At 33.0% G+C, this 13,217-nt stretch carries 13 protein-coding genes; 8 read left to right on the top strand and 5 right to left on the bottom strand.

The genetic code is table 11. From position 1 onward, the window contains the following. Positions 1 to 88: 88 nt before the first annotated feature. Complete coding sequence (aceB, locus tag ASE21_RS15960; RefSeq protein ID WP_057123695.1) at positions 89 to 1,690, bottom strand: malate synthase A; 1,602 nt, start codon at positions 1,688 to 1,690, stop codon at positions 89 to 91. A gap of 118 nt (positions 1,691 to 1,808) precedes the next feature. Here aceB and ASE21_RS15955 point away from each other — a divergent pair, with 118 nt between their 5' ends. From ASE21_RS15955 to ASE21_RS15935, 5 genes are all read left to right on the top strand, one after another. Beyond that, positions 1,809 to 3,290, top strand: a complete 1,482-nt coding sequence (locus tag ASE21_RS15955) for a helix-turn-helix domain-containing protein (RefSeq protein WP_057123694.1) — start codon at positions 1,809 to 1,811, stop codon at positions 3,288 to 3,290. A gap of 6 nt (positions 3,291 to 3,296) precedes the next feature. Then, the gene (locus tag ASE21_RS15950; protein ID WP_057123693.1) at positions 3,297 to 3,662 is read left to right on the top strand and encodes a hypothetical protein; all 366 of its coding nucleotides are present in this window, start codon (positions 3,297 to 3,299) and stop codon (positions 3,660 to 3,662) included. A 211-nt stretch (positions 3,663 to 3,873) separates the two neighbouring features. Further along, positions 3,874 to 4,590, top strand: a complete 717-nt coding sequence (locus tag ASE21_RS15945) for a pirin family protein (RefSeq protein WP_057123692.1) — start codon at positions 3,874 to 3,876, stop codon at positions 4,588 to 4,590. Between the two features lie 167 nt (positions 4,591 to 4,757). Beyond that, positions 4,758 to 4,988: a (4Fe-4S)-binding protein gene (locus ASE21_RS15940; RefSeq protein WP_057123691.1), complete on the top strand. Its 231-nt coding sequence runs from the start codon at positions 4,758 to 4,760 to the stop codon at positions 4,986 to 4,988. Between the two features lie 168 nt (positions 4,989 to 5,156). Beyond that, a complete protein-coding gene (locus ASE21_RS15935; protein WP_057123690.1) occupies positions 5,157 to 5,690 on the top strand; it encodes a YceI family protein in 534 nt (177 codons plus the stop codon). A 230-nt stretch (positions 5,691 to 5,920) separates the two neighbouring features. On the opposite strand, the gene ASE21_RS15930 is transcribed toward ASE21_RS15935, so the two are convergent. After that, a complete protein-coding gene (locus ASE21_RS15930) occupies positions 5,921 to 6,784 on the bottom strand; it encodes a helix-turn-helix domain-containing protein (RefSeq protein WP_057123689.1) in 864 nt (287 codons plus the stop codon). Positions 6,785 to 6,880: 96 nt separating this feature from the next. On the opposite strand from ASE21_RS15930, the gene ASE21_RS15925 reads away from it, so the two are divergent. Together ASE21_RS15925 and fabD are read left to right on the top strand one after the other, a co-directional pair. After that, the gene (locus ASE21_RS15925) at positions 6,881 to 7,243 is read left to right on the top strand and encodes a DUF983 domain-containing protein (protein WP_057123688.1); all 363 of its coding nucleotides are present in this window, start codon (positions 6,881 to 6,883) and stop codon (positions 7,241 to 7,243) included. Between the two features lie 73 nt (positions 7,244 to 7,316). Then, on the top strand, positions 7,317 to 8,189 hold the full coding sequence (gene fabD / locus ASE21_RS15920; protein WP_057123687.1) for an ACP S-malonyltransferase: 873 nt from the start codon (positions 7,317 to 7,319) through the stop codon (positions 8,187 to 8,189). Between the two features lie 347 nt (positions 8,190 to 8,536). On the opposite strand, the gene ASE21_RS15915 is transcribed toward fabD, so the two are convergent. The 3 genes from ASE21_RS15915 to ASE21_RS15905 all read right to left on the bottom strand — a co-directional run bounded on the left by ASE21_RS15915 (position 8,537) and on the right by ASE21_RS15905 (position 11,710). Further along, positions 8,537 to 9,442, bottom strand: coding sequence for a DMT family transporter (locus ASE21_RS15915; RefSeq protein WP_057123686.1), 906 nt, complete (start codon positions 9,440 to 9,442; stop codon positions 8,537 to 8,539). Between the two features lie 81 nt (positions 9,443 to 9,523). After that, complete coding sequence (gene galE / locus ASE21_RS15910; protein WP_057123685.1) at positions 9,524 to 10,540, bottom strand: UDP-glucose 4-epimerase GalE; 1,017 nt, start codon at positions 10,538 to 10,540, stop codon at positions 9,524 to 9,526. Between the two features lie 36 nt (positions 10,541 to 10,576). Then, positions 10,577 to 11,710: a DegT/DnrJ/EryC1/StrS family aminotransferase gene (locus ASE21_RS15905; RefSeq protein ID WP_057123684.1), complete on the bottom strand. Its 1,134-nt coding sequence runs from the start codon at positions 11,708 to 11,710 to the stop codon at positions 10,577 to 10,579. Between the two features lie 131 nt (positions 11,711 to 11,841). Here ASE21_RS15905 and ASE21_RS15900 point away from each other — a divergent pair, with 131 nt between their 5' ends. Further along, a complete protein-coding gene (locus tag ASE21_RS15900) occupies positions 11,842 to 13,071 on the top strand; it encodes a 3-deoxy-D-manno-octulosonic acid transferase (protein ID WP_057123683.1) in 1,230 nt (409 codons plus the stop codon). Positions 13,072 to 13,217 lie beyond the last annotated feature (146 nt).

Genomic DNA, 13,217 nt, shown 5'->3' with positions numbered 1-13,217 from the left:
TAAAAATTGAGAATTAAAAATTAAAACCTGCTTTGTATGTTAATCTGCGTAGAAATATTTTTAATTTTTAATTCTCAATTTTTAATTGTTATAGGTATTTGTAACACGGAATCGTTAAAAAGTCAACGAAATCTGGGTTTACAACCAATCTTTCGAGTACTTTTTCGGCCAAAGGAAATTGTCGGTTTTCATAATTTTCCTCACCCAATTCTGTTTTTATTTTTTGACATTCGTCTAAAGCCAATTCATGATAATAAGCCAGATCTAATTTTCTGCCATTATCTAAAATCACTTTATTCTGAAGCCATTGCCACAATTGCGATCTCGAAATTTCGGCAGTTGCTGCGTCCTCCATTAAATTATGAAGTGCTGCTGCGCCTTGTCCGTTCAGCCATGAAGCCAAATACAAAACAGCTACATTGATATTTTTTCGAACACCATTTTCTGTGATGATTCCAATTGGCGGCTCAATCAGATCGGCTTCTGTAATTTTTCGATGTTCTCTTTTTATATGAATCTGATTTGGAGTTGGCATTCCTTTATCAAAAATTTCTTTTGCAAGCGAAACTAAATCCGGGTGTGCTACCCAGGTTCCGTCATGACCGTTTCGAACTTCACGTTCTTTATCGGTTTTCACTTTAGCGAAAGCAACAGCATTGGCTTCTTCATTATTTTTAATCGGAATCTGCGCTGCCATTCCACCAATCGCGTGAATTCCTCTTTTGTGGCATCTCTGGATTACCAAATTTGAATACGAATTCATAAAAGGTGAAGTCATCGTAACCTGATCGCGATCCGGAAGAATAAACTTTGGATTTTTACGGAATTTCTTGATGTAAGAAAAAATATAATCCCAGCGCCCGCAATTCAGTCCAACGATATGTTCTTTCAATTCATAAATGATTTCATCCAGCTGAAAACTTGCCGTTATGGTTTCGATCAAAACCGTCACTTTTATGGTTCCCCTTTTCAGTTTCAAATAATCTTCTGTAAAATCAATTACATTATTCCACCAGCGTGCTTCCAGATAATGTTCTAATTTCGGAATGTAGAAATATGGTCCAGAGTTATTTTCTAAAAGCCTTTTGTGATTATGAAAAACATATAAACCAAAATCTACCAACGAACCAGAAACTTCATTTCCTTCAATTAAAAGATGTTTTTCCGGCAGATGTAAACCTCTTGGGCGCACAATAAGCGTTGCTGTTTTTTCATTTAAATGATATGATTTTTGCTTAACCAAGTCAGTATAAGTAATGGTTTTGTTAACAGCATCGATTAAATTCAATTGCCCATCCATTAAATTTTGCCAGGTTGGTGAAGTGCTGTCTTCAAAATCAGCCATAAAAGTTTTAGCTCCCGAATTCAAAGCGTTTATAATCATTTTGCGGTCAACAGGCCCCGTAATTTCAACTCTTCGGTCTAATAAATCTTTAGGAATTTCACCAGCCTTCCAATTGCTTTCCCTAACGTTTTTAGTTTCCGGAATAAAGACCGGCATAATTCCCTGATCAAAAGTGACTTGTTTTTGTTCGCGCTGTAAAAGCAATAGTTTTCGCTGTGATTCGAATTTTCTATGCAATTCTGTGATAAAAACAATCGCTTCTTCTGTCCAGATTTTAGGATAACGAAGTTTTTTTTCGGCTAAAAATTCTATTGCCGTGTCGGTAATTTCTAATTGGTTTTTCATAGCTAATAAGTTTTACACTACAATGTTACAAAAAGTTTTTTACAAAATTAGCGAACGTTCGCTAAAATTATAAAATATTTTTTTGGCGATTATTTTTAAATCGATTACATTTGATATTATGGATATCGAAAAAGACTATATAAAGCTGATATTTGGGCTAAAACTGAAACAGGTCAGGATTCAAAAAAATCTGTCGCTTTTTGGTCTGGCTAAACTCACAAATCTTTCAAAATCGTATTTAAACGAGATTGAAAAAGGAAAAAAATACCCAAAAACAGACAAAATCTTACTTTTATGCAAGCATTTGGATGTGACATATGACCAAATGATATCTTTAAAACTTGATAATAATCTCGCTCCTATTGGCGAAATCCTAAAATCAGGAATTTTAAAAGAGATTCCGCTGGAACTTTTCGGAATTCAGGAAGCAGATCTAATTGACATTATTGCAAATGCTCCTGCAAAAGTCAATGCCTTTATCAGTACTATTATCGAAATTGCACAGCATTATAATTTAAGCCGGGAAAGTTTCTTTTTGGCTGCTTTACGATCCTATCAGGAAGCGCACAGTAATTATTTTGAAGATTTAGAAGAAAAAGTAATTGCATTTTCGAAGTCATTTCAAATTAATTTAGATTCGAAAATCAGCATTGAAGAATTAGAAGCTATTTTAAAAGAAGAATACGAATATAAAATTGAAGAAATTGCTTTTAAAGATCAGGAAGCTTTAGAAGATTTACGCTCTATATATGTTCCAAAAAGCAAAACTTTATTACTTTCTACCGAAATTGATAATCCGCAAAAGGCTTTTATTTTAGCCAAAGAAATTGCTTATAATTACTTAAAAATTTCAGATCGGTTATTGACTTTCAGCTGGATTAAGTTTGAAAATTTTGATCAGGTTTTAAATAATTTTTACGCTTCTTATTTTGCAGGCGCTTTATTGCTGCCGAGAAAATTAATTGTAGATAAAATCAATCTTTTCCTTGAAAATGAAAATCCAAAACCTGAAGAATTTGTTGCTTTAATTGAAAGCTTTGAAGTTTCGCCCGAATCTTTTTATCAAAGATTAACCAATTTACTGCCGAAAGATTTTCAGCTGAAAAACTTATTCTTTTTAAGATTATCACACAAAATCGGTACAGATATTTATCAGATAAAAAAAGAATTACATATTACCAATCAGCAGGAGCCGCACGCCAACGAAACCAATGAACATTATTGCAGAAGATGGGTTTCGGTAAAAACGATAGAAGAATCAATCAGACAAAATAAACCACATTTTTTTGATGCACAAATATCGAGTTACGTAAATAGCGGAAACGAATATTTAGTTTTTTCATCGGCTACAAAAGATCCTTTTGCTGAAGATTGTATCCGCAGTATTTCAGTTGGAATTTTGATTAATTCCACGATGAAAAAGAAATTCAAATTCATCGATGGAAAACCGATTACTAAAAGATTAGTCGGTGTTACCTGCGAAACCTGCGGTATATTAGACTGCCTGGAAAGAGCTGCGCCGCCTGTTGTTTTAGAAAAAGAAAAAAGGCATAAAAATACAGATGATGTAGTGCAGCAGTTTATTAATCAGTATAGTTAGAATATTATGAAATATATAGCTTTAATCATCCCGTTGTTTTTTATTAATTTTAATAATCAGGAAAATTACAAACTTAAAGACCGTTATAATTATTTAATTGAAGACAACAATTCCTATATTCTAAAAGATAAAATTACTTTTAAGGATAGTGTTTTTGTTTTTGACAATAAATATATGCCAAAGGGAAAAATTTCTTATGGGAAAAGTTTAATCCTATTGGAGAATTTCATAAATACTGATTTAATTTTAAGTATTCAAAAAGATCAAGTCTTAAAAGACACTATTGAATTTTACATGCACGATAAGAACAGTTCTTCTGCAAATTACCTTGATGAAGTCACTGGGAAAGGAAAATTAATCAAAATCCAATAATTCATCACAATCTTGTTATCTCGGCGAAGGAGTGATGACAAACCGGGTGGCTCGCTTCGTCTTTAAGTGAAAATAAGTCTTCAAACTTTGAGTCTTTTTCTCAGAATGCCAACAACTTAGAACCTGAGTATCTTTTTTCTTAATCTACATTAAGTGCTTTTCATTGACCTTGATATTATCTTTGTACTATAAAATTAAAACACACGAAATCATGGAAAATATAGTATTACATAAAGCAGAAACAAGAGGAAATGCAAATCACGGATGGTTAAATGCTTATCACAGTTTTAGTTTTGCAAGCTGGTACAATCCGGACAGAATTCAGTTTGGAGCGCTTCGAGTTTTAAACGATGACACGATTGCTGCCGGAATGGGATTTGGAACACATCCACACGATAACATGGAAATTATTACAATTCCGTTAGAAGGTGATTTGGCCCACAAAGACAGCATGGGAAATACTGAAGTGATCAAAAACGGAGATATTCAGGTAATGAGTGCCGGAACAGGAATTCAGCATAGCGAGTTTAACCCAAATGCAGATCAGCAGACTAAATTATTACAGATTTGGCTGTTTCCAAATAAAAGAAATGTTACACCACGTTATCAGCAGATTACTTTAAATGTTTACGACAGACATAATAAATTAGCACAGGTTTTATCACCAAATGCAGATGACGAAGGAGTTTGGATTCATCAGGATGCCTGGTTTCAAATGGGAAATTTTGATTCAGGTTTAACTACGGAATATAAAATCAAAAAAGATGGAAACGGAGTTTACGCTTTCGTTTTAAAAGGAAATGTGACCATCAACGGTCAGGAATTAAACTCTCGTGACGCCGTTGGAATTTCAGGAACTGATACTTTAAATATTAAAGCAAACACAGACGCTGAATTTTTATTGATGGACATTCCGATGAATTATTAATTCAAGATTACAATTAATATTTTTTTCTAAACGATACATAAGCTGACTTTCAGCTTATTATCGTTTATTTTTTTACCCAAATTTTATCAGAACTCAAAAAGAAAACGTATTTTTATAAGTGAAAATAGGTTTTATTTACTCCCACTAACCATTTAAAATTTTCAATCATGAATCCAAACGACTTAACTAAGGAATACACAAACGGAGAAGTAACTATAGTTTGGCAATCCGGAAAATGCATACATTCTGCCAATTGCGTAAAAAATAATCCGGATGTATTTCATCCAAAAGAAAAACCCTGGATTCTTCCGGAAAAATCTACAACTGAAAAAATCATTAATACTATTGATAAATGTCCGTCGGGAGCTTTGACTTATTACATGAATAATAGTAAATAACCGTACAGCTTTGCTCAAAGTGACAAAATCCAACAATATCAGCATAAATGTGATAATCAAAAAGTTATCACATTTTTCATTTCTTAATCTAGGTTAAGTGCTTCAGGACAACTGTCATTGTAACTTTGTCCTATCAAAATGAAATTAATTATTTAAAAAAATAAAATTATGGCAACTACAAAATGGTCAATTGACCCAACACATTCAGAAATTGGTTTTAAAGTTAAACACATGATGTTTACTAATGTTTCAGGAAAATTTGGAACTTACGACGCTTCTGCGATTACAGAAGGTGATAATTTTGAAAATGCAGATTTCAGTTTTTCTGCAGATATCGCGTCAATTGATACAGCAAATGCAGATCGTGACGGGCATTTAAGAAGCGGAGATTTCTTTGATGCAGAAAATCACCCAAAATTAACTTTCAAATCTTCTTCATTCAAAAAAATCAATGAAGGAAGTTATGAAATCACTGGAGATCTGGATATTAAAGGTGTTTCAAAAACTGTAACTTTCCCTGTAGAATACAGTGGAATCCTAACTGATCCTTGGGGAAATACAAAAGTAGGTTTAAGCATTGAAGGAAAAATTAATCGTAAAGATTGGGGATTAAACTGGAACTCTGCTCTTGAAACTGGAGGAGTTTTAGTTGGTGAAGAAGTAAAATTAAATATCGAATTACAATTCGTAAAACAAGCTTAATCTTTTGGTTTTAGATTAAAAATTGGTTGGTTAAAAGCCCTGTACTAAAAAAGTTCAGGGCTTTTTTTTTGTTTGCCGCGAATTACACGAATTGCACTAATTTTTTCTCACCGGAACTTGAATATTTTAGCCACAGATTAAAAGATTTCCACAGATTAAAAATCTTTTTAATCCTTTTAATCTGTGGCAATAAAAAAATAATTCGTGCAATTCGTGTAATTCGTGGCAAACTATCGCACAGTATTTCTAAACTCTGTTGGCGACAAGCCGGTTTGTTTTTTAAAAAATCTGGAGAAATACGAATAATCTTCATAGCCGACTTTTAAAGCAACTTCGTTTATTGCTAATTGTTTATCAATCAGCATTCTTTTAATTTCAAGGATTACACGGTCTGTAATAACTTCAGTAGCCGTTTTTTGCAGAATTTCATTGCAGATTCTGTTTAAGTGTTTTAATGTTATATTTAATTTTTCCGCATAAAATGATGGTAATTTCTCCGTCCTGAAATACTCTTCCAAAAGTGATTCAAATTTATTGATCTTAATGTTGTACGAATGCGTTTGATGTGAATACGTTTCGATATATTTTCTGGCTACTTCAATATGAATAGAATCTAACAAATTGAGCATTTTATCTAACTGATATTTATTGTTTTGATTGTTTTCCTGAATTAATAAATCAAAATAGGGCTGGATTTTCTGAATTTCTTTTTCCTCAAAAACCATTTCTGGCCTGTTATGAATAGAATGATAAAAATTATAGTCGTTGATATTCTTTTGTCCGAAATATAAATTATAAAGCTCCTGAGAAAATATAACCACAAATCCTTCTATATCTTCAGACAATTTCCAATGATGCATTTGTCCGGGCTGCAGCACAAATAAACTTCCTCTTTTTATTTCAAACTGATCAAAATCGACCTCGTGAAATCCGGAACCATTTGTAAAAAATACCATCAAATACGAATCATGCCGATGCGGTTCTTCTACAAAACTGTGATTTTTCAGATGCTCTTTAAACGTATTCACATAAAAATCGCGATGAATATCGTTGCAGCTAAAATTCTGAACACTGTAAATTGGGTATTTTTTCATAACAAATGTCTTTATTGTGCTATAATAAGCGAAGATATAAAAAAGACTTTTATCTTGCTCATAATTACCTTTGTATAAATAAAAAACATCAAAGTCATGTCAAATTCATTAACTCATATTTTAAGCAACGAATGTCCTGTTTGTCATAAAGGAAAAGTTTTTAAAGACAAGAATATTTTTCTGAATTTCAGTTTACCAAAAATGAATGAGTACTGCAGTCACTGTCACTATAAATTCCAAAAAGAACCTGGTTATTTCTTTGGCGCTATGTATGTTAATTACGGATTAACAGTCGCACAAGGAATCGCTACTTATTGTATTGCGCAGTTTTTCTTTGAGAAAAATTTTGATTTAAGAATCATTCCTATAATTGCCGTAGTTATTACTTTACTTACTTCTTTTAACCTCCGATTTTCGAGATTAGCGTGGATTTATATGTTTAAGGATTATACGAAATAAAAAAATAGTACTTTTGCCTTCCAATTGAAACTAATTTTCAATTTTAAAAAAAAATAAAAATTAAATTAGACAAATGAAAGCATACGTATTTCCGGGTCAGGGCGCACAGTTTACAGGAATGGGCAAAGACTTATATGAAAACTCGGCTTTAGCCAAAGAATTATTCGAAAAAGCGAATGAAATTTTAGGTTTCAGAATTACTGATATCATGTTTGAAGGTACTGCCGAAGAACTAAAAGAAACTAAAGTAACACAGCCAGCAGTATTTTTACACTCTGTTATTTTAGCTAAAACCATAGAAGATTTTAAACCTGAAATGGTTGCGGGACACTCATTAGGAGAATTCTCTGCTTTGGTTGCTAACGGAACTTTATCTTTTGAAGATGGTCTTAAATTGGTTTCTCAGCGTGCTTTGGCAATGCAGAAAGCCTGCGAAATCACTCCATCAACAATGGCTGCAGTTTTAGGTTTAGCAGATAATATTGTCGAAGAAGTCTGCGCTTCTATTGATGGAGTTGTGGTAGCTGCAAACTACAACTGCCCGGGACAATTAGTAATTTCCGGAGAAACTACTGCTGTTGAAAAAGCCTGCGAAGCAATGAAAGCTGCGGGAGCAAAACGTGCTTTAATTTTACCAGTAGGAGGAGCATTTCACTCGCCAATGATGGAACCTGCAAGAGAAGAATTGGCTGCTGCGATTGAAGCAACAACTTTCTCAACTCCAATCTGCCCAGTGTATCAAAATGTTACTGCAAATGCGGTTTCTGATGCAAACGAAATTAAAAAGAATTTAATTATTCAGCTGACTGCTCCTGTAAAATGGACACAATCTGTACAGCAAATGATTGCTGATGGTGCTACTTTATTTACTGAAGTTGGTCCTGGAAAAGTATTAGCTGGTTTGATTAATAAAATTGATAAAGAAGCTGTTACTGCTAATGCTTAATTTAGTTTGCAGTCGCAGTTTTAAGTTTTTAGCTTAAGTATAAATTAAAAAATCCCTAATTCATTTATTTATGAATTAGGGATTTTTACTGTTAGATGCGCTGCAGTACATCTCTACGAATACTTAATATTATTTTTCCAAGGATAAAACTCTATTCTTTTGTGCATTTTATTTTTAAATTCATCAGATGTTAAACCTTTTTCGAATTCAACATCAAAATCAAAAGTTTTAAAATCTATCCCTTTGGGTTTTGTCAACTTTATTGCTTTTCTCGTTTTCTTTATTTGCATTCATAATAATCACCTTCTTTATAAATCAAGTTTACAATAAACTGGCTGAACAAAAACTCAATCTACAGATTTTTCTTTCTTTTTGTAATTGATAATAAAAACTCCCAAAATAATCAAGATTGTGGCAATTACAAACTCAACGGTTATTTTCTCATTCAAAAGAAGCCAGCCTAAAAATACCGCTATTATGGTATTAATGTATGATAAAATAGAAACCTGAACCGCCGTAACATGTTTCAGCGCATAGTTATAACTAAAAAATGCAATCACCGATCCGAAAATCGACAAATACAAGGCAGCACCTATACTGGTTAAACTCCACGAACTTACATCTGGATTTGGAGAAAAAATACAAGCTAAAACCAATTGGATACAAGAAGCAATTGAAAACTGATAGAATAGATTCAATACTATATTTTTCGATTTATTTCCGTGAAGTTTAGTGTAAATTGTACCTGCTGCCCAGGCTGAAATTGCAAAGGCCATAAAAGTCATTCCGTTTCTATAATCTGCATCAAAAAATGACCCGAGTCCGTCCTTAAATATTAAGACAACTCCGAAGAAACCTATGATTACACCCATAAATCCCCTAAGACTCATCTTTTGTAATCCAAACAAAATACTGCCCAGAAAAATAAGTATGGGAGATAAGGCGCTAATTACAGATGCTAATCCGCTTGGTAAAGTCTGCTCTGCAATTGTTGTAAAACCATTTGCAATTACAAGCATTAAAACCGATGTAACAAGCTGAAGTTTGAAATTTTCCCATCCAATCCATTTCAATTCTTTTCGGAATAATAAAATTATCATCATTATTAACCCTGCCAAACCCTGACGAATTGAAGTTACAAACCAGGGCGGAATTGTTTCTACAGCAACTCTGATTCCCAAAAATGTAGTTCCCCAAATAATTCCAACTGCCGATAGGGCAAATATTAATTTATAATCTAAACTTTGTTTCATAATAAAGTATCCTTAAAAAAAAGTCCCAAAATATATTGCTATAATTTGGGACCTTAAAATTTATAATTTTAATATAAGAAATTATTTACTCCTTACTTTTTGTTCCCATTTCCAGGCGCTCGCCATTGCTTCGTCTAAGCTCAATTCTGCCTTCCATCCTAAAACATTATTTGCTTTATCTGTATTTGCGTATGCTTCTGTAATATCACCTTCGCGTCTCGGCATAATCTTATACGGAAGCTTTTTATCGCTTACTTTTTCAAAACTATGAATGACCTCCAGAACAGAACTTCCTTTACCGGTACCTAAATTAAAAGTTTCCACTTTAGCTAAATTCTTCTTATTTAACAAACGCTGTAAAGCAATAACGTGCGCTTTTGCCAAATCGACAACATGAATATAATCACGCACTGCTGTTCCGTCCGGCGTTGGATAATCGTTTCCAAAAACAGACAATTCCTGACGCAGTCCTACTCCGGTCTGTGTAATAAATGGAACTAAATTTTGAGGAACTCCTAAAGGCAGCTCACCAATTTCTGCCGTTTCATGCGCTCCTACAGGATTAAAATAACGCAATAATATGGCACTGATATTAGTAACTTTAGCCGTATCGGTAATGATTTCTTCGCCAATCTGTTTTGTATTTCCGTAAGGAGACATTGCAGCCTGAACCGGTGCATCTTCTGTAATTGGCATTTTTTCGGCCTGACCGTAAACTGTACAAGACGAACTAAAAATAAAACTTGCCTCAGCTTTTTGCTGTAATTCCTGCAACAGATAAACCAAACTGCTAATGTTGTTTTCATAATACAACAAAGGCTGCTCAACACTTTCTCCAACCGCTTTTGAAGCTGCAAAATGAATTACCCCAGTAACATCATTATGTTTTTTGAAGAAATCCCGAACGGCACTTTTTTCTCTTAAATCAATTTTTTCGAATAAAGGTGTTTTTCCCGTTATGGCTGTAATTCCTTTTAAAACATCTTCTGAAGAATTAGAAAGATTATCAATTATCACAACTTCAAAGCCTTCATTTTGCAATTCGACTACAGTGTGAGAACCAATAAATCCTAATCCTCCGGTTACTAATACTTTCATTTATTTGGTTGTTTTTGTGGTTATTCTGGCTGTTAATTATTTATTTAAAAATTCTAAAACAGAATCTGTAATAAATTTAATTTGTTCATCGTCAAGTTCAGTGTGCATTGGCAGAGCAATTACTTCTTGTACTAATTGATTTGTAACAGGAAATTGTTCTTCTTTATAACGCGGATCCAAATATGCTTTTTGAGAGTGCAGCGGAATCGGATAATATATTGCACACGGAATTCCCTTATCTAATAAATGCTGCATTAAAGCATTTCTGTCTGCATCTTTAATTCGTAATACATATTGATGAAAAACGTGGTCATTTTCATTTGAATCAAAATCCGGCGTAACAATATGTTCATTTCCTGCAAAAGCGGCATTGTATTTTGCTGCTGCTAAACGGCGTGCTTTATTATATTCATCTAACAATGGCAGTTTTGCATTTAAAACTCCTGCCTGAATACTGTCTAAACGAGAATTTACCCCTACCACATCATGATGATAACGCTCATACATACCGTGATTTACGATTCCGCGAATAATGTGTGCTAATTTATCATCATTGGTAAAAATTGCTCCTCCATCTCCATAACAACCTAAATTTTTAGAAGGAAAAAATGAAGTTGCCGCAACATGACCAATTGTTCCAACTTTGGTTTTTTGCCCAGATTTAGAAACATAATCTGCCCCGATAGCCTGGGCATTATCTTCAATTACATATAAATTATGCTCTTTTGCGATTTCCATGATCGCATCCATATTAGCAGCACGGCCAAATAAATGAACCGGAACAATTGCCTTGGTTTTTGGTGTAATTGCTTTTTTTACTGCCTCAATATCAATATTCATATTATGCAGATCAACATCAACCAAAACCGGAGTTAACTGTAATAATGCAATAACCTCAACAGTAGCCGCAAATGTAAAATCAGCAGTAATTACCTCGTCTCCGGGTTTTAGATCTAATCCCATCATCGCGATTTGAAGGGCATCAGTTCCGTTTGCACAAGGAATTACATGTTTTGCTCCCAAATAATCTTCAAGATTTTTTTGAAACTGATGAACCAAAGGTCCGTTTATATAAGTATTTGTATCTAAAACTTCCTGAATTGAAGCATCTACTGTAGATTTTATCTTTTCATATTGACTTTTTAAGTCAACCATTTGTATTTTTTTCATTTTCGATATTATTTAAAAAAGCCTTTCTGTTAAACCAGAATGTCAGAAAGAAGGAACAAAAATAGTTATTAATACCTTCAAACCAATGAAAATAAACGAAAGAAATGTAATTTAGCCGCAAAAATTACCAGATGCTTTTTTTATACAATTTAGCTGTTTCTTTAGCAGCGTTTTTTCTTAAAATAGTCGCGTTTTTTAGTCCGAAAATTAAGCTTTTTGTGGAAGGCCGGAAAAATGTATTTTCTATTTTAGAAGAAAAAATAAAACCCGGAGATAAAACAATTTGGTTTCACTCTGCTTCTCTTGGCGAATACGAACAAGGGCTTCCGATTATTGAAAAAATTAAAGAAAAATATCCTTCACATAAAATTATTGTTACTTTCTTTTCGCCTTCAGGATATGAAGTAAGGAAAAACAATAACATTGCAGACATTACAATTTATCTGCCTTTGGACACAAAGAGCAATGCTAAAAAATTTTTAAAAATAGTTCATCCTGAATTTGCTTTTTTCATTAAATATGAATTTTGGCTTAACTATTTACATGAGCTGGAAAAAAGTAAAACCCCGACTTATCTGATTTCAGGAATTTTTAGAGACAGTCAAATGTTTTTTAAATGGTACGGAGGTTTTTACAGAAAAGCACTGAAAGCTTTTACATATTTTTTTGTGCAGAATGAAAGTTCAAAACAAAAAATTGAAGCAATTGGGTTTAAAAATGTAATTGTTTCCGGAGACACGCGATTTGACAGAGTTGCTGCTATTTTGGAAAGAGACAATACTCTTGATTTTATTGAGAATTTCAAAAATAACCAGCAAACCATTGTTATTGGAAGTTCCTGGCCAAAAGATGAGATTTTAATATCTGAATACATTAACCAGGCACCGGATAATGTAAAATTTATTATTGCCCCACATAATATAAAAGCAGATCAAATTGCAAACCTGAAATCGAAAATTACAAAACCAACAGTTTTGTTTTCAGAAAAAGATAACAAAGATTTATCGCAATATAATGTCTTTATAATTGACACAATCGGCATTCTGACAAAAATATATAGTTACGGAACGATAGCTTATGTTGGCGGCGGATTTGGAAATCCGGGAATTCATAATATTTTGGAACCGGCAGCATTTGGAATGCCAATTATAATTGGCCCTAATTATTCTAATTTTGCAGAAGCCGTTTCTCTGGTCGGGCTGCAAGGATGTATGGCAATTTCTACTTTTTCTGAATTAAAGGAAATTTTAGATCGTTTATTGAACGACAAAAATCTTTTGGCTCAAAAAAGCAATATCAGCCGTTCTTTTATTCAGGACAATAAAGGAGCCACAGATACGATCATGAAAATTGTCTCTTAACAGAATTAATCTCACTATTTTTCCAGACGATTTTCTAATTAAAAACGCAGAAATTGAATGTTTTCAATATATGGATTTTAAGCAATTATACTTAAAAAGCAAAATAAACTGCAATTAAGATAAATAAAACAGCCAATTCAACTACA

It is taken from the genome of Flavobacterium sp. Root901 (assembly GCF_001429765.1).
In the GTDB taxonomy this organism is placed as follows: domain Bacteria; phylum Bacteroidota; class Bacteroidia; order Flavobacteriales; family Flavobacteriaceae; genus Flavobacterium.
This window is presented reverse-complemented; position numbering and strand designations above follow the sequence as displayed.

What these genes read in the sequence shown, in the direction of transcription:
- aceB (WP_057123695.1), bottom strand. Translation starts at nt 1,690, where the DNA reads ATGAAAAACCAATTAGAAATTACCGACACGGCAATAGAATTTTTAGCC.
- ASE21_RS15955 (WP_057123694.1), top strand. Translation starts at nt 1,809, where the DNA reads ATGGATATCGAAAAAGACTATATAAAGCTGATATTTGGGCTAAAACTG.
- ASE21_RS15950 (WP_057123693.1), top strand. Translation starts at nt 3,297, where the DNA reads ATGAAATATATAGCTTTAATCATCCCGTTGTTTTTTATTAATTTTAAT.
- ASE21_RS15945 (WP_057123692.1), top strand. Translation starts at nt 3,874, where the DNA reads ATGGAAAATATAGTATTACATAAAGCAGAAACAAGAGGAAATGCAAAT.
- ASE21_RS15940 (WP_057123691.1), top strand. Translation starts at nt 4,758, where the DNA reads ATGAATCCAAACGACTTAACTAAGGAATACACAAACGGAGAAGTAACT.
- ASE21_RS15935 (WP_057123690.1), top strand. Translation starts at nt 5,157, where the DNA reads ATGGCAACTACAAAATGGTCAATTGACCCAACACATTCAGAAATTGGT.
- ASE21_RS15930 (WP_057123689.1), bottom strand. Translation starts at nt 6,784, where the DNA reads ATGAAAAAATACCCAATTTACAGTGTTCAGAATTTTAGCTGCAACGAT.
- ASE21_RS15925 (WP_057123688.1), top strand. Translation starts at nt 6,881, where the DNA reads ATGTCAAATTCATTAACTCATATTTTAAGCAACGAATGTCCTGTTTGT.
- fabD (WP_057123687.1), top strand. Translation starts at nt 7,317, where the DNA reads ATGAAAGCATACGTATTTCCGGGTCAGGGCGCACAGTTTACAGGAATG.
- ASE21_RS15915 (WP_057123686.1), bottom strand. Translation starts at nt 9,442, where the DNA reads ATGAAACAAAGTTTAGATTATAAATTAATATTTGCCCTATCGGCAGTT.
- galE (WP_057123685.1), bottom strand. Translation starts at nt 10,540, where the DNA reads ATGAAAGTATTAGTAACCGGAGGATTAGGATTTATTGGTTCTCACACT.
- ASE21_RS15905 (WP_057123684.1), bottom strand. Translation starts at nt 11,710, where the DNA reads ATGAAAAAAATACAAATGGTTGACTTAAAAAGTCAATATGAAAAGATA.
- ASE21_RS15900 (WP_057123683.1), top strand. Translation starts at nt 11,842, where the DNA reads ATGCTTTTTTTATACAATTTAGCTGTTTCTTTAGCAGCGTTTTTTCTT.